Origin of the sequence: Saccharomonospora marina XMU15, from assembly GCF_000244955.1 — a bacterium.
In the GTDB taxonomy this organism is placed as follows: Bacteria; Actinomycetota; Actinomycetes; order Mycobacteriales; family Pseudonocardiaceae; genus Saccharomonospora_A; species Saccharomonospora_A marina.
Genome location: NZ_CM001439.1, coordinates 3,684,561 through 3,700,037, shown reverse-complemented (window position 1 = coordinate 3,700,037; position 15,477 = coordinate 3,684,561). Strand labels below are relative to the sequence as shown.

14 protein-coding genes are annotated in these 15,477 nt (G+C 70.0%); 9 read left to right on the top strand and 5 right to left on the bottom strand.

Translation table 11 applies throughout. The annotated features are described in order from the left end of the window. Positions 1 to 64: 64 nt before the first annotated feature. The 3 genes from SACMADRAFT_RS17510 to SACMADRAFT_RS17500 all read right to left on the bottom strand — a co-directional run bounded on the left by SACMADRAFT_RS17510 (position 65) and on the right by SACMADRAFT_RS17500 (position 2,870). The gene (locus SACMADRAFT_RS17510; RefSeq protein ID WP_009155163.1) at positions 65 to 619 is read right to left on the bottom strand and encodes a hemerythrin domain-containing protein; all 555 of its coding nucleotides are present in this window, start codon (positions 617 to 619) and stop codon (positions 65 to 67) included. Next, entirely contained in the window at positions 606 to 1,742 is a 1,137-nt protein-coding gene (locus SACMADRAFT_RS17505) for a hypothetical protein (RefSeq protein ID WP_009155162.1), read from the bottom strand. The genes SACMADRAFT_RS17510 and SACMADRAFT_RS17505 overlap by 14 nt, the downstream gene beginning before the upstream one ends. 366 nt (positions 1,743 to 2,108) lie before the next feature. Further along, positions 2,109 to 2,870, bottom strand: a complete 762-nt coding sequence (locus SACMADRAFT_RS17500; protein WP_009155161.1) for a DeoR/GlpR family DNA-binding transcription regulator — start codon at positions 2,868 to 2,870, stop codon at positions 2,109 to 2,111. Between the two features lie 246 nt (positions 2,871 to 3,116). On the opposite strand from SACMADRAFT_RS17500, the gene pfkB reads away from it, so the two are divergent. The 6 genes from pfkB to ptsP are packed head-to-tail and all read left to right on the top strand — an operon-like array spanning position 3,117 to position 9,053. After that, on the top strand, positions 3,117 to 4,088 hold the full coding sequence (gene pfkB, locus SACMADRAFT_RS17495) for a 1-phosphofructokinase (RefSeq protein ID WP_009155160.1): 972 nt from the start codon (positions 3,117 to 3,119) through the stop codon (positions 4,086 to 4,088). Next, on the top strand, positions 4,085 to 5,539 hold the full coding sequence (locus tag SACMADRAFT_RS17490) for a PTS mannitol transporter subunit IICB (RefSeq protein WP_009155159.1): 1,455 nt from the start codon (positions 4,085 to 4,087) through the stop codon (positions 5,537 to 5,539). Before pfkB ends, SACMADRAFT_RS17490 begins: the two co-directional genes overlap by 4 nt. Next, positions 5,532 to 5,996: a PTS sugar transporter subunit IIA gene (locus tag SACMADRAFT_RS17485; RefSeq protein WP_009155158.1), complete on the top strand. Its 465-nt coding sequence runs from the start codon at positions 5,532 to 5,534 to the stop codon at positions 5,994 to 5,996. Before SACMADRAFT_RS17490 ends, SACMADRAFT_RS17485 begins: the two co-directional genes overlap by 8 nt. Beyond that, on the top strand, positions 5,993 to 7,033 hold the full coding sequence (locus tag SACMADRAFT_RS17480) for a zinc-dependent dehydrogenase (protein ID WP_009155157.1): 1,041 nt from the start codon (positions 5,993 to 5,995) through the stop codon (positions 7,031 to 7,033). The genes SACMADRAFT_RS17485 and SACMADRAFT_RS17480 overlap by 4 nt, the downstream gene beginning before the upstream one ends. A 24-nt stretch (positions 7,034 to 7,057) precedes the next feature. Next, the gene (locus SACMADRAFT_RS17475; RefSeq protein ID WP_009155156.1) at positions 7,058 to 7,357 is read left to right on the top strand and encodes an HPr family phosphocarrier protein; all 300 of its coding nucleotides are present in this window, start codon (positions 7,058 to 7,060) and stop codon (positions 7,355 to 7,357) included. Next, positions 7,338 to 9,053, top strand: a complete 1,716-nt coding sequence (gene ptsP, locus SACMADRAFT_RS17470) for a phosphoenolpyruvate--protein phosphotransferase (protein ID WP_009155155.1) — start codon at positions 7,338 to 7,340, stop codon at positions 9,051 to 9,053. Before SACMADRAFT_RS17475 ends, ptsP begins: the two co-directional genes overlap by 20 nt. Before the next feature lie 6 nt (positions 9,054 to 9,059). Here ptsP and SACMADRAFT_RS17465 read toward each other — a convergent pair whose 3' ends face one another. Continuing rightward, complete coding sequence (locus SACMADRAFT_RS17465) at positions 9,060 to 10,220, bottom strand: acyl-CoA dehydrogenase family protein (RefSeq protein ID WP_009155154.1); 1,161 nt, start codon at positions 10,218 to 10,220, stop codon at positions 9,060 to 9,062. 171 nt (positions 10,221 to 10,391) lie between these two features. On the opposite strand from SACMADRAFT_RS17465, the gene SACMADRAFT_RS17460 reads away from it, so the two are divergent. The 3 genes from SACMADRAFT_RS17460 to SACMADRAFT_RS17450 all read left to right on the top strand — a co-directional run bounded on the left by SACMADRAFT_RS17460 (position 10,392) and on the right by SACMADRAFT_RS17450 (position 13,038). After that, entirely contained in the window at positions 10,392 to 11,105 is a 714-nt protein-coding gene (locus SACMADRAFT_RS17460) for a hypothetical protein (protein WP_009155153.1), read from the top strand. A gap of 131 nt (positions 11,106 to 11,236) precedes the next feature. After that, positions 11,237 to 11,602: an effector-associated constant component EACC1 gene (locus SACMADRAFT_RS29995; RefSeq protein ID WP_009155152.1), complete on the top strand. Its 366-nt coding sequence runs from the start codon at positions 11,237 to 11,239 to the stop codon at positions 11,600 to 11,602. After that, a complete protein-coding gene (locus SACMADRAFT_RS17450; protein WP_009155151.1) occupies positions 11,599 to 13,038 on the top strand; it encodes a caspase, EACC1-associated type in 1,440 nt (479 codons plus the stop codon). Before SACMADRAFT_RS29995 ends, SACMADRAFT_RS17450 begins: the two co-directional genes overlap by 4 nt. Here SACMADRAFT_RS17450 and SACMADRAFT_RS17445 read toward each other — a convergent pair. Beyond that, positions 13,023 to 15,413 carry an ATP-binding cassette domain-containing protein gene (locus SACMADRAFT_RS17445; RefSeq protein ID WP_009155150.1) on the bottom strand — a complete coding sequence of 797 codons (2,391 nt, stop codon included), beginning with the start codon at positions 15,411 to 15,413 and terminating at the stop codon, positions 13,023 to 13,025. The two genes, SACMADRAFT_RS17450 and SACMADRAFT_RS17445, sit on opposite strands and share 16 nt — an antisense overlap. Positions 15,414 to 15,477: the final 64 nt, after the last annotated feature.

Genomic DNA, 15,477 nt, shown 5'->3' with positions numbered 1-15,477 from the left:
AACCCTTCTCGACGCCCGGCGGCGCTGGGTTCCTGCTGCCAGGTGCGGGTACCGCTCTCGATGCTCATGTCTGGGGCCTCCCTTGCAGGCGGTCGCGGAGCCGGTCGTAGATGGCCGCCACCGGCGCGGCCAGTGCCAGCGCCGGTGGCTCGTTGGGTGCGTGCGGATGTGGCCTGGTTGGAGCGGTGTGCTTGGCCTGTTCCAGCACCTCTCCGAGTTCGTCGAGCGCCTGCTGGTCGAGGCTTTCGCGCAGCTTCGACAGCAGCTCGCCCTCCTCTTCCCGCACGTGTTCGCCGATCTCACGTTCGAGTTCGGCCATCAGCTCGTTGGTGCGCTCGTCGCCCTCGTGCAGCCGGTCGAGTTCGGCGAGTGTTCGCTTCACGTCGAGGTGTTCGGCAAGGTGGTTGTCGATCTCGGCGCGCTCGCCCGGCAACACCTCCTTGGCCAGTGGATAGACCACGAGCTCCTCAAGTGCGGCGTGTTTGGACAGCTCGCGGATCATGAGTTCGACGACTCCCCGGCGTTGCTGGTCGGACGCGGCTGCCCGGTAGTCGCGGAAGAGCTGCTCCACCATTCGGTGGTCGTGTTTCAGGAGTTCGACGGCGTCAAGCAGAGCCATCTCGGCCTCCTTCACCAGTTCCGGATGGGCTTCGGTGCGGGCGCAGCGAGCGAACCGCCCCGTGCAGCCGCGCCAACACCTCCTGCGGCATGCCTTCCACGCGATCGACGATGGCCGCGGCCCTGGGGTCGGTGGCTCGTGCTTCGCGCTTTTCCGCTTCGGTCAGCGTGAGTGTCCGAAGAGACAGGATCTCGTCGATCTCGGTGGCGTCGTGCAGATCGCCAGGGCTTTCCGGAGCGATGTCCGGGTAGTCGTAGAGCAGGATCGGTGACGACAGCATGCCATCGCGGCCACCCGCTTCACCGATGAGCACCGGGAAGGTGTGAATGTTTTGGCACGCCCGGGTGTAGGGGGCCGCCCAGTCCGGTGGGTCGGTCAGCGAATGCCATGTCACGTCGTCGCCACCGAGTAGGGCGTGGGTCGCGATGAGGGAGCGTCGCAGCGCCTCGGTCCGGGTGGCGCCCGGTCCTACTTCACTGTCGGTGTTCTCGATGCGCAGCCGTAGCCGGTAGGCGGCGAAGGAAGTGTCCAACCGCTGCGCACGCAGGGTGGCCAGCCCCGAGACCGGCAGCCGCCTGCGAATCAGCCGCCCCGCTTCGCCCAGCCGCTCCACGCTGTCCTCCGCGGCGGCGCCGATCGGCACGGTCAGGCCGTCGCCGAGCAGATCCGGCAGCGATGCCACGAGGTCACACTCGTGAGGCACGGCCTCGTCGAAGCTCAGCCAGGGTGTCCCCGCGTCGTCGACGAGCGATTCCGCTCGCACGAACCTGCCGCCGGGCTCAAGGCGCTCCACGGTCCTGCTGAGCCACTGCAGGAAACGCACGCGCACGTGCACGGTCGGGTGTCGGGCACCGGGTAGGGCTTGCAGCAGGGTGTCGGTCTGCTGCTGCCACGACTCGACGGAGCCTGCCACGGTCTCGGGCACCGGCCCCTCGCGCTCGACCCAGCCTCGTGGCGCCACGATGCCGAACTGCCACCGCACCCGGTTCTTGGGGGAGGACTTGCGGTAGGGGTACAGCAGGTAGCCCTCGTACAGGATCGTGTCGGCGAGTGCGCGCGCCCGCTCGAACCCGGTTCGGGTGCGCCGCGTGTCATCGGCCGCGTCCTCCGCCGTGTCAGTCACCAGTTGACCCCTCCCGCCTTTCCTGGCGTTCGCGCCGTGATCGCCGACTGCTCCGGCGCCGACGAACCGGGGCGTCCGCAACCCCAACCGTCGCACTCGTCGTGGCGAGCGTCCAATGTGTCCACCGGGTCGGTGACGACCGCCTGTGCGAGCACGGGTAGCGGATTCGGCGATGGCGCTGGTGTTCATACCCCCGCCCGGCGCGTGCAAACGGCGCCCGAACGAGTGGTGCTCATGTCGTGGCGGTGACATCAGTGCGATGAGGCCGCGGCAGCGGCCGTACGGCAAGGACCGATACGGTACGCGTGTTCTCCCAGTACCACCGAGGCTGAGCAGGTAATTCGCCGTCCGGCCTCGGGGTGCGTCTCAGGCCTTGACCACCCTCGGTCCCGCCTTCTCGATCTCCTCCGCCGCGGCGCTGTCCACCCCGTCGTCGGTGATGAAGGTGTCGATGTCCTTCAGCTCGGCGAACCGGGTGAAGTAGTCGTTGCCCACCTTGGTGTGGTCGGCGAGGAGCACGCATCGCCTTGCGCTGGCCACGGCGGCTCGCTTGATCATCGCTTCGGCCGGGTCCGGCGTTGTCAGTCCACGTTCGACCGAGATTCCGTTGGTGCCGAAGAACGCGATGTCGACGAAGATCTCGTCGAGAGCGTGCAGCGCCCAGGAATCGACCGTCGCCAGCGTGCGGCTGCGCAGCCTGCCGCCCACCAGCATCACGGTGATGTTGGGCCGGGCCGCGAGGTTGAGCGCGATGTTGACCGAGTGCGTCACCACGGTCAGCTCGCGGTCGCTGGGCAGTTCCTCGGCCAGCCTCGCCGTCGTCGAACCCGCGTCGAGCAGGATGCTGCCTTCGCTGGGCAGTTCGGTCACTGCCGCCTTGGCGATGCGGGCCTTCTCGGCTGTCAGCACCGCCTCACGCGCGGCGAGCGCGGGTTCGAACCCGAGCCGTTCCACCGGGATGGCGCCACCATGGACGCGGCGCAGCACCCCGTGCCGCTCCAGGAACGTCAGATCGCGCCGGATGGTCTCGGTCGTGACGGAGAACTCCTCGGCGAGTGCGGTGACGTCCACCCTGCCGCGCGTGCGGGCTCGCTCCAGGATCGCCTGCTGCCGCTCTTCGGCGTACACGTCGCTCTCCTCCCGCCGTATCGCCGACCGCGGGCTCCGGCGACGACGGCAATCGGTCACCTGATGCGCCAGCCTACCGCCAAGCCAACACACCCGCAGATGACCCCAGTCAAACCAACATCTCACGTTGACCTGGGGCGCAGCCCCCAGCTCGACATTCTCCCTTGACCCTGCAGACGAAGACAGGTAAACAAACATATCTACAGATTAAACGGGAGTAAAACAACATACGCCGGAGCTGTCCGCATGATCGTGACGCTGACGCTGAATCCCAGCCTCGACCGAACCATCGAGATCTCGCGGCTGGTCAGGGGCGAGTTGGTGCGGGCGACCGGCACCCGGCTCGACCCTGGTGGCAAGGGCGTCAACGTGGCGCGGGCACTCGCCGCGCACGGCATCGACTCCCGGGCGGTGGTGCCGCGCAACGGCACCGTCGGCGAGGAACTGGTCGCGTTGCTGTCGGCCGAGGGCATCGACGTGTGTGCTGTCCCGGTCAGCGGGCAGACCAGGTCCAACGTCAGCCTGGTGGAACCGGACGGCACGGTTACCAAGATCAACGAGCCGGGTGGGTCGCTTTCGGAGGCCGACCTCGACGCCATCCTCACCGCGGTGCTGTCCGCGGCCGAGGGAGCGGATTGGGTGGTGGCCAGTGGCAGCCTCCCACCCTCGGTCGCCGACACCTGCTACGCCGATCTCGGGCAGCGGCTTGCAGCGCTGGGCGTGCGGTTCGCGGTGGACACCTCCGGCCCACCGCTGCGTGCGGCATTGCGGGCGGGCCCCGCGCTGGTGAAGCCGAACCGCGACGAGTTGGCCGAGGCGACCGGCACGCGGATCGACACCGTCGCCGATGCGGCCCGTGCCGCCAAGGCGATGCTGGCGACAGGTGCGGGGGCGGTGCTGGCGAGTCTTGGTGCGGACGGTGCCCTGCTCGTCGACGAAGGCGGCGCCGTGTACGGCGAGTCCCCTGTGGATGGTGGTCGTAGCTCGGTGGGGGCGGGTGACGCGATGCTCGCAGGCTACCTGGCTGCCGAGGTGACCGGTGGGGACGCACTTGCCGAGGCGCTGGCATGGGGGGCGGCGGCGGTCCGGTTGCCGGGCAGCCGGATGCCGGGACCGGTCGACGTCGACCGGTCGCTGGTCCGGATCCACGGGACGCCGGACTTCTCGCGGCCGCTGCGCGGCCAACACGAAGTGCACGGGATGGAGCAGATTCAATGACGAATATCGCGGACCTCAAGCACTTGCAGGGCGACAGCCTGCGCGCGCGGGTGCAGCGTTTCGGCGGAAACCTCGCGGCGATGATCATGCCGAACATCGGCGCCTTCATCGCGTGGGGTTTGATCACCGCGCTGTTCATCCCTACCGGCTGGTTGCCGAACGAGACGTTGGCGCAGCTGGTCGATCCGATGATCACCATGCTGCTGCCGCTGCTGATCGGCTACACCGGCGGTAGGTTGGTGCACGGCCAGCGCGGCGCGGTGGTCGGCGCGGTGGCCACCGTGGGCGTCGTCGTGGGTTCCGAGGTGCCGATGTTCCTCGGCGCGATGGTCATCGGCCCGCTCGCGGCGCTGGCGGTGAAGGGCTTCGACCGCCTGGTGGACGGCAGGATCAGGACCGGCTTCGAGATGCTGGTCAACAACTTCAGCGCCGGGATCATCGGCGGCGCGATGGCACTGCTCGGGCTGGTCGCCATCGGCCCCGTGGTGGAGGCGCTGACCACCGCCGCCGGCGAGGGTGTGGAGTTCCTGGTCAGTAACAGCCTGCTGCCGCTGGTGTCGGTCATCGTCGAACCGGCCAAGGTGCTGTTCCTCAACAACGCGATCAACCACGGCGTGCTGAGTCCGCTGGGGCTCTCGCAGGCGGCGGAGGCCGGGCAGAGCGTGTTGTTCATGATCGAGACCAACCCTGGGCCGGGGCTGGGAATCCTGATCGCGTTCCTGCTGTTCGGTCCGAGGCTGTCGCGGGCCACCGTGCCCGGTGCGATGATCATCCACTTCCTCGGCGGTATCCACGAGATCTACTTCCCGTACGTGCTGATGAAGCCACGCCTGATCCTGGCGGCCATCGGTGGCGGCGCGGCGGGGGTGGCGACCGCGATGATCACCAACGCGGGGCTGGTCGCGGTTCCCTCACCGGGCAGCATCTTCGCCTACCTCGCGGTGACACCGCGTGGCGGCTACGTCAGCGTGTTGCTGTCGATCGCCGTGGCAACGGGTGTGTCGTTCCTGCTGGCCTCGATGCTGCTGCGGTTCGGCCGGGGCGCGGACGAGGCGATCACCTCACCGCCGGTCACGGCGGGGTCCACCGCCGCGCCTGCGAAGGTGGCGGCAGGCACGCGGGCCGAGCAGCCGCCCTCGCCGCGTGCGGTGATCTCCGGCAAGGACGTCAGCACGGTGCTGATCGCCTGTGACGCGGGCATGGGCAGCAGCGTCATGCTGGCCGGCCAGCTTCGCGGCAGGCTCGAGCCCCACGGCGTCAGGGTCGAGCACGTCTCCGTGGGCGAGATTCCCGCCGACGCGCAACTGGTGCTCACCCACATCGACCTGGCGGACCGCGCCAGGGCGACGGCACCGAACGCGGTGGTCGTGGAGTTCACCTCGTTCCTGTCCGACCCTGCCTTCGACGCCGTCACCGAGGCCATCAAGGAAGGGGGCGAGCTTCGTGGCTGAACTCACCGACAGCGACGGGGTGCTGCCGAAGCAGGGCATTCGGTTGGGCCTGACGGCCGCCGACAAGTGGGACGCGGTCGAACAGTGTGGCGCGCTGCTGCTCGAACTCGGTGCCGTCGAGCCCGAGTACCCGCCGACCATGGTGGAACGCGAGCGTTCGGTGTCCACCTACCTCGGCGAGGGCGTGGCGATCCCGCACGGAACCGATGCCGCTCGGGCGCTGGTTCGCCGCACGACACTCGGCGTGCTGCAGTTCCCCCGAGGCGTGGACTGGAACGGCGGCCGGGTGCACCTGTGCGTGGCCATCGCGGCCAAGGGCGACGAGCACATCACGGTGCTGTCGGCGCTGGCCCGGATCCTGTCCGAGCCGAGCCAGGCCGAGCGGCTGCGCACCGCAACCACCGTCGAGGCCGTACACCAGCTGTTGGCCTCCGTAGAGAAGGGCAGCAACGCATGAAGGTCGCGCGCTTCTACGCGCCCGGGGATCTGCGGCTGGAGGACGCCGAGGAGCCCCGGCCTGCCCCGGACGAGGTGAAGCTCCGGGTCCGGCAGTGCTCCACCTGCGGAACCGACGTCAAGATCTTCAACCACGGCCACCATCACCTGGTGCCGCCCAGGGTGATCGGCCACGAGATCGCGGGTGAGGTCGTCGAGACCGGTCGCGACGTGGACGGCTGGTCGGTCGGCGACCGGGTTCAGGTGATCGCCGCGGTGCCGTGCGGGATGTGCCAGGACTGCCGCCGTGGCAGGCCGACCGTCTGTCCGAACCAGACCTCGGTCGGCTACCACTACGACGGTGGGTTCGCCGAGTTCCTGATCGTGCCAAGGCAGGTGCTGGCCGTGGCCGGGTTGAACCGGATACCGGACGGGGTGAGCTACGCCGAGGCTTCGGTCGCCGAGCCACTCGCCTGCGTCTACAACGGCCAGGAGTTGGCGGGGGTGGGAGAGGGCGACGACGTCGTCGTGGTGGGGGCAGGCCCGATCGGCTGCCTGCACGTGCGGTTGGCGAGGGCACGTGGTGCGCGCCGGGTGCTCCTCGTCGAGCTGAACCGGGACCGGCTCGACATGTCGGCCGCCGTTGTGGAGCCCGACGCGGCGATCTGTGGGTCCGAAGTGGACGCTGTCGACCAGGTGCTCAAGATCACCGACGGCAGGGGAGCCGACGTGGTGATCACGGCCGCCGCATCGGGCGACGCGCAGCAGGACGCGCTGCGGATGGCGGCGCGCAGCGGCCGGATCAGCTTCTTCGGAGGCCTGCCCAAGGACAGGCCGACGATCACCCTGGACTCCAACCTGGTCCACTACCGAGAGTTGTCCGTCGTCGGCGCGAACGGCTCCAGTCCGGCGCACAACAAGCGGGCGCTGGAGTTGATCGCCACCGGCCAGGTGCCCGTCGACGACCTGATCACTCACCGGTTGCGGCTGGCCGACCTGCCCGAAGCCATTCGGCTGGTCGCGAGTGGACAGGCCATCAAGGTCACCGTCGAACCGTAGGCCACCAACTCGTCAGGAGGACACATGCCCAGCAGGGACGTCGTCGTGGGATCGAGGATCGGGTTGCACGGGCGACCGGCCGCGATCGTCGCGAGGACCGCGGCCGCGCAGCCGGTGCCGGTCCGGATCCGGGTGGGTCAGCGCCCGGCGGTGAACGCCGCCAGCGTCATCTCGGTGCTCGCCCTCGGCGCCACCGGCGGTGACACGGTGACCATCGAGGCTGAGGGGGAGGGCGCGGAACAGGCGCTGGACACGATGGCCGCACTACTGGCCCAGGACCTCGACGCGGAGGACAAGGTCGCCGATGCCGGACACAGCAGCTGAACCCGGCGCGGTGCCGGGGCGGGAACGCGACACCCTGGGCGCAGCCGGACCGCTGAGCGGACTGGGGGTCGGCCCGGGACGCACGGCGGGGCCGGTGTTCCGGCTGGCCCCGCCGCCCGGGTTGCCCGCCCGACCGCCACCGGTGGTCGACCCGGAGGCAGAGCTCACCGCCGCGACCCGTGCGCTGGGCGCGGTCGCCGACGAACTTCGGCGGCTGGCCGACGCGGCCGAAGGCCCGGCCGCCGAGGTGCTGCGGACGCAAGCGATGATGGCAGGCGATCCGGTGATCGCCGATGCCGTCGCCGCGAAGGTGGACCAGGCAAGGCCGGCCGCGTGGGCCATCTCCGACGCGGTGGCCGAACAGCAGGAGGCGCTGCTCGCGCTCGGCGGGTACTTCGCCGAACGCACCGCCGACCTGGCCGACATCCGTGACCGCGCCGTCGCCGAGGTGCTCGGTCTGCCGAGACCCGGCCTGCCTAGTCCGGGAGTTCCGTTCGTGCTCGTGGCCGAGGATCTCTCACCCGCCGACACCGCACGGCTGGACCTCGACACGGTGCTCGCGATCGTCACCGGCCGCGGCGGCCCCACCGGGCACACCGCGATCCTCGCCAGATCGCGTGGTCTGCCCGCCGTGGTGAGCTGCCAGGGCATCCTCGACCTCGCGGAAGGCACCGTGGTGTCGGTCGACGGCACGACCGGGATCGTGGCCATCGCCGACGACAAGCAAGCTGTGGCCGGTCCCGCTCCCGCGCAGCGGGAGCGGGACCGGCAGCACGCGGTCACCGGGCCCGGCCGCACCGCCGACGGCCATCCGATCCCGCTGCTGCGCAACATCGGCGGCGCCACCGACCTCGCCGGGGACACCACCGATATCGAGGGTGTCGGCCTGCTGCGCACCGAGTTCCTCTTCCTGCACCGCACCGACCCGCCCACCACGGACGAACAGCAGCGGGCCTACACCGAGGTGTTCGCCGCACTGCCCGGCCGCAAGATCGTGGTACGTACCCTCGACGCGGGCGCCGACAAGCCGCTGCCCTTCCTGGGCCTGGCACCCGAGGACAACCCGGCGCTCGGTGTTCGCGGCCTGCGGACCGCTCGCCAACGCCCCGACGTTCTGGCCGACCAGCTACGAGCCATCTCGAAGGCCGCCGCGGCCACCGGCGCCGACGTGTGGCTGATGGCGCCGATGGTCGCCACGGCGGCCGAGGCGGCAAGCTTCGCCGAACAGGCACGGGCGGCGGGCCTTTCCACCGTGGGCGCCATGATCGAGGTGCCCGCCGCCGCGCTGCGGGCACGCCAACTGCTCGAGGTCGTCGACTTCGTCAGCATCGGCACCAACGACCTCGGCCAGTACACACTCGCCGCCGACCGCACCAACGGCGCACTCGCGGACCTGCTCGACCCCTGGCAGCCCGCGTTGCTGGAGCTCATCGCCACCTGTGCCGACGCGGGCAAGGTGGAGGGCAAACCCGTCGGGGTGTGCGGAGAGGCCGCGGGGGACCCGCTGCTGGCGCTGGTCCTCACGGGCATGGGAGTGACCAGCCTGTCGATGTCGGGCCCGAACGTGGCCCCGGTGCGCGCGACACTGGCCGCGCACACCAGGGGCGAATGCGAGCACCTCGCCCGGCTGGCGCTCGCGGCTCCTGACGCGGCGACGGCCCGCAGCGCCGTCGCCGCACAGGCGCTTTCGGGATGAGGCCGGTCAGTCCGCGCGCGCCGCGTCGCCGAGCGCGCTGCGGGCGATGATCACCTGCTGGATCTGGCTGGTTCCCTCGTAGATGCGGAACAGCCGTGCGTCGCGGTAGAAGCGCTCGACCGCCACCCCTGCCATGTACCCCGCGCCACCGTGGACCTGCACCGCGCGGTCGGCGACGCGCCCGACCATCTCGGAACAGAAGTACTTCACGGCGGCAGGACCGGCGATCCGGTCCCTGCCCGCGTCGTAGTCCCGCGCGGTCTCCAGCACCATCGCCCTCCCGGCACGGTAGTCGGTCATCGAGTCGGCGATCAGGCCCTGCACCAGCTGGAACCGAGCGATCGGCCTGCCACCCGCCTGCCGCGTCTGCGCGAACGCCACCGACTCGTCCACCAGCCGGTCGGCCATCCCGACGCACATCGCCGCGATGTGGACCCGGCCGTGCGCCAGGCATTTCGCAGCGATCCGGAAACCGTTGTCGATCCCGGCCTCACCACCGACGACGGCGTCGGCGGGAACGCGCACGTCGTCGAGGTAGACGTCGGCGGTCCACGCGCCACGCTGGCCCATCTTGCTGTCCTTCGGGCCGACGGAAAGCCCCGCGGCATCGGAGGGCACGAGGAAGGTGGAGATGCCGCGGCTGCCCGGCGCGTCGGGGTTGGTGCGGGCGAAAACCATGATGACGTCGGCGACGGGGGAGTTGGTGATGTAGCGCTTGGCGCCGTTGAGCACCCAGTCCGACCCGTCGCGGCGTGCCGTTGTGGTCAGGGTGGCGGGGTCGGAGCCGGCGTCCGCCTCGGTCAGCCCGAACGAGGCGGTGACCTCGCCCGAGGCCAGCCGCGGCAGCCACGTCTTCCGCTGCTCCTCGGTGGCGCCTTCCAGCAGGACGTGCCCCGCGATGCCGTTGTTGGTGCCGAACAGCGAACGCAGCGCGGGCGTGGTGTAGCCGAGTTCGAACACCAGCTGGACTTCCTCTGTGACATCGAGGCCGAGCCCGCCGTACTGCTCGGGGATCGTGAAGCCGTACAGCCCCATCGTCTTGCACTGCCGCACCAGGTCGGCGGGGATCTCGTCCTGTTCCTCGATCCGCTCCTCCAGCGGGACCACCTCGTTGCGCACGAACTCGCGCACCGAGGCGATCACATCAGCGAGGTCAGCCGGGTCCATGTCAGGTCTCGCTCTCGTTCGGTTCGGGTCTCGCGCAGCTGAGTATGCGAGACGGATGCACCCGTTGTTGCGTGACCGTGCGACGGCGAGGTGCTGCTTTCCCGGCGATCGGGCCACCACGGTGGGGCTGATCCGATACATTGGTCTCGATCATCGCCGACCGGAGGGGCCATGAGCGGGGACGCAGCACCCGACCCGGGCTCGATGCCGTGGGAGAAGTCCGATCGGCAACTCGTGCGGCGGTGGCTGCGGCAGCAGGTCTCGGCCAGGCCGGCCGTCCTCGGCCGGATCGAGGACCTGCACCGCAAGGCAAGCACCGCCGCTTTCACCGCCCGTGCCGCCAAGAAGCGACGCAGCAGGCAGGACAGACTACGCGCCACCCCGGTGACCGACCTGTTGCGCAAGAGCGCTGACGCCAACCCGATGTACCTGACCCGCGCCGGCGTCCTCACCGCCGAGCACATCCTCGAACTGGGGGCGGGCAAGCTCCGCGCACGCGCAGGCATCGACGCCAACATGGCGACGAAATGGGTGTCCGCCGCCGAGTCCGTCAGGGCAGGCCGAGACGGCGACGGCCTTCCCGCCGCCCACTCCCGGGACTGGGTCGAGGAGGACGTGCAACTCGTACGCGCCCTGCTGGTGCTCGACTCCGTCGAGACGTTGCGCCACGCCCCACACACTCAGGGGCTGTCCTACCCGGCCGACCGGGCGAAGGCGTTGTTGCGCGCGACAAGCTGGCCGAGGTGGAAGCTCGCCCCGGCGGCTCGCGAAGGCACGATGCGAAGCGTCGCCGAACTGGCCGAGTGGGTCGCGTCGGGGCAGGCAGAAGCGCACCTACCTCAGGTGGACAGCCACCTTGCCAGGCATTTCGCTGCCGTGCAGTAGCTCGGCGCCGCCGAGCAGGTCGCGCGGCTGTGGGAGTACAAGCGCGAGGAGCTGCTGGCGTTGCTGGAGCAGCAAGTCCCGTAGCCCGGCGTCGTTGGCATCGCAGCCGACGTGGTGGAAGGAGATTCTCGGTGCAGGAGTCGGTCAGTCTGGCGCTCGACGTGGCGGACGCGCCGGACGGCCTCGCTGATCTGGGGCAGTGGCTGCGGCAGGAACCCGAACTGCGCGGTCTGGTCCAGCGGGTCCGCAAGCCGCCGGAACCCGGCGAGATGGGCTCGCTGACGGAGGTCCTCGTCGCGGTCGGCGGTGGTGGTGGCGTGCTGGTGGTGCTCGCCGAGTCGCTGAAGGCGTGGCTGAACCGGCCGCGGCACGAGGGTGTCGAGCTGCGTCTCCGAACCGGCCGGCGTGGTCGCACCATCAGCATCACCGCCCGCGACGCCGACGAGGTCGAGGTGATCCTTCGTCGGCTGCTCGAACCCGGTGGGAACGGCCCGTGAGACTGCCGGATCCGCAGCGGTCCAGTGCGGTGTTGCTCGGCGTCGGGGCCTACCGCCACCTGCCCTCGCTGCCAGGGGCTCACGACGGCGCGGCAGCGCTGCGGGAGGCGCTCACCGATCCGGTCCACGGCTCGCTGCAACCGCAGAGGTGCGTGCTCCTGCCCGAGCACGTCGGCAGGCAGGAGGCGGGTCGCGCGGTCGTGGCGGCGGCGAGCCAGGCGGAGGACCTGTTACTGCTCTACTTCGCCGGTCACGGCGAACTGGGCAGGCGCTCGGACCTGTACCTGTTGCTGGGCGACACCACCGCCGACGACATGGCGTTCAGCGGTCTCAGCTACGACAACATCCGGGATGTCGTGTTGGACAGCGACGCCAGAGCCAAGATCGTGATCCTGGACTGCTGCTATTCCGGCAGCGCGTTGGGCACGGCCATGTCCTCGGCCACCGCGCTGGTCGACGAGATCGATATCGAGGGCACAGCCGTGCTGACCTCGGCGCCGCCGCAGGCCAAGTCCAGAATCCTCGACGGCGAAAGCTACCCGGCCTACACCGGCAGGCTGCTGACGCTGCTTCGCGAGGGCATCGAGGGCGAGCCCGACCTGCTCACCCTGCCGGTGTTGCACCGGCAGTTGCGCCGATCGCTTCGAGCCGCGGGACTTCGCCCGCCGCAGGCCAAGCTGAACCCGTTGCTCGACCAGCTCGGACTGGTGCGCAACCGGGCGCGGCCACACCAGGCGGCACCGCCGCCGACAGCGGGGACCACGGTCGACGGCGAGCCGGTTACCGACGGCGAGCTGCCACCGTGGCCGGTGGAGCCACCGCGGCCGGCGCCGGGGTCGCGGACCCGGGTGAGCGAGGAGCCGATCCCCGACGACGAGCTGCAACGGTTGGCCCAGAGCCCGAACCCGCGTGAGCGCGCCGACGCCTACCAGGCGTTGCTGCGCGACCCGGGCAGCCTGCTGAACGCGTTCGGGCCCGCGGCGGTTCCCGGCACCCCGCCGGGTCCCGCCGAACGGCCCAGGCCGCGATCCACCGCCACGCTCCGCCACGTTCTGACCTTCCTCGGCCAACCCGGCTACGGCGCGTTCCTCGCGTTCATCGGCGTCGCGGTGATTCACGACCTCGTGTCGGACAACGTCGTGGAACACGAGTTCGGCGCCAACCCGGGTTACGTAGCCGCCGGGATCGTGATCCTCTGCGTCGCCGCCGGACTCGTCGCGCTCGCCGAGTGGCGAGGCCGGTGGCGTCGTGGCGTGCTCGGTGCCGCAGGGATGGGCAGCCTTGTCGCCGCACTCGGCGCGACGCTGGCCTTCGGCGAGGGGGCGTGGCCGATCACGCTCGGCGCGCTCGTCGTCATGGGTGGCGTCGGCGCCGTCAGGCTGCTACGTGTCCGAGTGACCCGCGGGCAGCGGGCACCGGGTCAGCCGCCGACGTAGTCCGCGAGGTGCTCGCCGGTGAGGGTGGAACGGGCGGCGACCAGCTCCGCAGGGGTGCCCTCGAACACCACCTTGCCACCGTCGTGGCCCGCGCCTGGACCGAGGTCGACGAGCCAGTCGGCGTGCGCCATGACCGCCTGGTGGTGCTCGATCACGATGACCGACTTGCCGGAGTCGACCAGGCGGTCGAGCAGGCCGAGCAGTTGCTCGACGTCGGCCAGGTGCAACCCGGTGGTCGGCTCGTCGAGGACGTAGACGCCGCCCTTCTCGCCCATGTGCGTCGCCAGTTTCAGCCGCTGCCGCTCGCCTCCGGACAGGGTGGTGAGCGGCTGGCCGAGCGTGAGGTAGCCGAGTCCGACGTCGGCGAGCCGCTCGAGGATCTTGTGCGCCGCCGGGGTGCGCGCCTGGCCCGCGCCGAAGAACTCCTCCGCCTGCGCCACCGACATGGCCAGCACCTCGCTGATGTCGCGGTCGCCGAGGCGGTACTCCAGCACCGAAGCCTGGAACCGCTTGCCTTCGCACTCCTCGCACGTGGTGGCCACGCCCGCCATCATCGCCAGGTCGGTGTAGATCACACCCGCGCCGTTGCAGTTGGGGCAGGCCCCCTCGGAGTTGGCGCTGAACAGCGCGGGCTTGACCCCGTTGGCCTTCGCGAACGCCTTACGGATCGGGTCGAGCAACCCGGTGTACGTCGCTGGGTTGCTCCTGCGCGAGCCACGGATCGGGGCCTGGTCGATCGCCACCACCCCGTCGCGGCGGGCCACCGAGCCGTGGATCAGCGAACTCTTGCCCGAGCCCGCCACGCCGGTGACCACGCACAGCACGCCGAGCGGGATGTCCACGTCGACGTCTCGCAGGTTGTGGGTGTCGGCGCCTCGGATCTCGAGCACGCCCGACGGCTTCCGCACCGACGGCTTCAGCGCCGCGCGGTCGTCCAGATGCCGCCCTGTGATCGTGTCGCTGGACCGCAGGCCCGCCACGGTGCCCTCGAACACCACCTCACCGCCGTCGGTGCCTGCGCCCGGCCCGAGGTCGACGACGTGGTCGGCGATGGCGATGACCTCCGGCTTGTGCTCCACGACCAGCACCGTGTTGCCCTTGTCGCGCAGCCGCAGCAGCAGGTTGTTCATCCGCTGGATGTCGTGCGGGTGCAGCCCGATGCTGGGTTCGTCGAAGACGTAGGTGACGTCGGTGAGCGACGAGCCGAGGTGGCGGATCATCTTGGTGCGCTGAGCCTCGCCGCCCGAAAGCGTGCCCGCGGGGCGATCGAGGGACAAGTAGCCCAGCCCGATCTCGACGAACGAATCGAGGGTGTCCGCCAGCGCGGCCAGCAGCGGCGCCACGGAAGGCTCGTCCAGGTCCCGAACCCACTGTGCCAGATCACGGATCTCCATGGCGCAGGCGTCCGCGATGCTGATGCCCTTGATCTTGGACGACCGGGCCTCCTCGGACAGCCGGGTGCCGTCGCATTCGGGGCAGGTGGTGAAGGTGACGGCCCGCTCCACGAACGCGCGGATGTGCGGCTGCATCGCCTCCTTGTCCTTGGACAGCATCGACTTCTGGATCTTGGGGATCAGGCCCTCGTAGGTGACGTTGATGCCCTCGACCTTGACCTTGGTCGGTTCCTTGTGGAGCAGGTCGCGCAGTTCCTTCTTGGTGTACTCGCGGATCGGCTTGTCGGGGTCGAAGAAGCCGCAGCCCCGGAAGATGCGCCCGTACCAGCCGTCCATGCTGTAGCCGGGGATGGTGAGCGCACCCTCGTTGAGCGAAAGGCTGTCGTCGTACAGCGCCGAGGTGTCGAAGTCGGTGACCGAACCGTAGCCCTCGCAGCGCGGGCACATGCCGCCGGTGATGCTGAAGCTGCGACGCTCCTTCACCGTCTGCCCGCCGCGCTCCACGGTCACCGCGCCGGCCCCGCTGATCGAAGCGACGTTGAACGAGAATGCCTGGGGTGACCCGATGTGTGGCTTTCCCAGCCTGCTGAACAGGATGCGCAGCATCGCGTTGGCATCGGTGGCGGTGCCGACCGTGGAGCGGGCGTTGGCGCCCATCCGTTCCTGGTCGACGACGATCGCTGTGGTCAACCCGTCGAGCACGTCGACGTCGGGCCGCCCGAGGTTCGGCATGAAGCCCTGCAGGAACGCGCTGTAGGTCTCGTTGATCAGCCGCTGCGACTCCGCCGCGATCGTGGCGAAGACCAGCGAACTCTTGCCGGAACCGGAGACGCCGGTGAAGACCGTCAACCTGCGTTTGGGAAGTTCGACGTGGACGTTGTCGAGGTTGTTCTCACGCGCGCCGTAGACGCGGATCAGGTCGTGGCTGTCGGCGGCGTGTGGCGCGGGCGACCGCGTTTCGGTACTGGCGGCGGTGCTCATCGTGGTCTCCGGTTGTCGAAGGGGGACCGCCGCCGGCGCGGTCGCGCCGACGACTGCCACCCGC

What these genes read in the sequence shown, in the direction of transcription:
- SACMADRAFT_RS17510 (WP_009155163.1), bottom strand. Translation starts at nt 619, where the DNA reads ATGGCTCTGCTTGACGCCGTCGAACTCCTGAAACACGACCACCGAATG.
- pfkB (WP_009155160.1), top strand. Translation starts at nt 3,117, where the DNA reads ATGATCGTGACGCTGACGCTGAATCCCAGCCTCGACCGAACCATCGAG.
- SACMADRAFT_RS17490 (WP_009155159.1), top strand. Translation starts at nt 4,085, where the DNA reads ATGACGAATATCGCGGACCTCAAGCACTTGCAGGGCGACAGCCTGCGC.
- SACMADRAFT_RS17480 (WP_009155157.1), top strand. Translation starts at nt 5,993, where the DNA reads ATGAAGGTCGCGCGCTTCTACGCGCCCGGGGATCTGCGGCTGGAGGAC.
- SACMADRAFT_RS17475 (WP_009155156.1), top strand. Translation starts at nt 7,058, where the DNA reads ATGCCCAGCAGGGACGTCGTCGTGGGATCGAGGATCGGGTTGCACGGG.
- ptsP (WP_009155155.1), top strand. Translation starts at nt 7,338, where the DNA reads ATGCCGGACACAGCAGCTGAACCCGGCGCGGTGCCGGGGCGGGAACGC.
- SACMADRAFT_RS17465 (WP_009155154.1), bottom strand. Translation starts at nt 10,220, where the DNA reads ATGGACCCGGCTGACCTCGCTGATGTGATCGCCTCGGTGCGCGAGTTC.
- SACMADRAFT_RS17460 (WP_009155153.1), top strand. Translation starts at nt 10,392, where the DNA reads ATGAGCGGGGACGCAGCACCCGACCCGGGCTCGATGCCGTGGGAGAAG.
- SACMADRAFT_RS17445 (WP_009155150.1), bottom strand. Translation starts at nt 15,413, where the DNA reads ATGAGCACCGCCGCCAGTACCGAAACGCGGTCGCCCGCGCCACACGCC.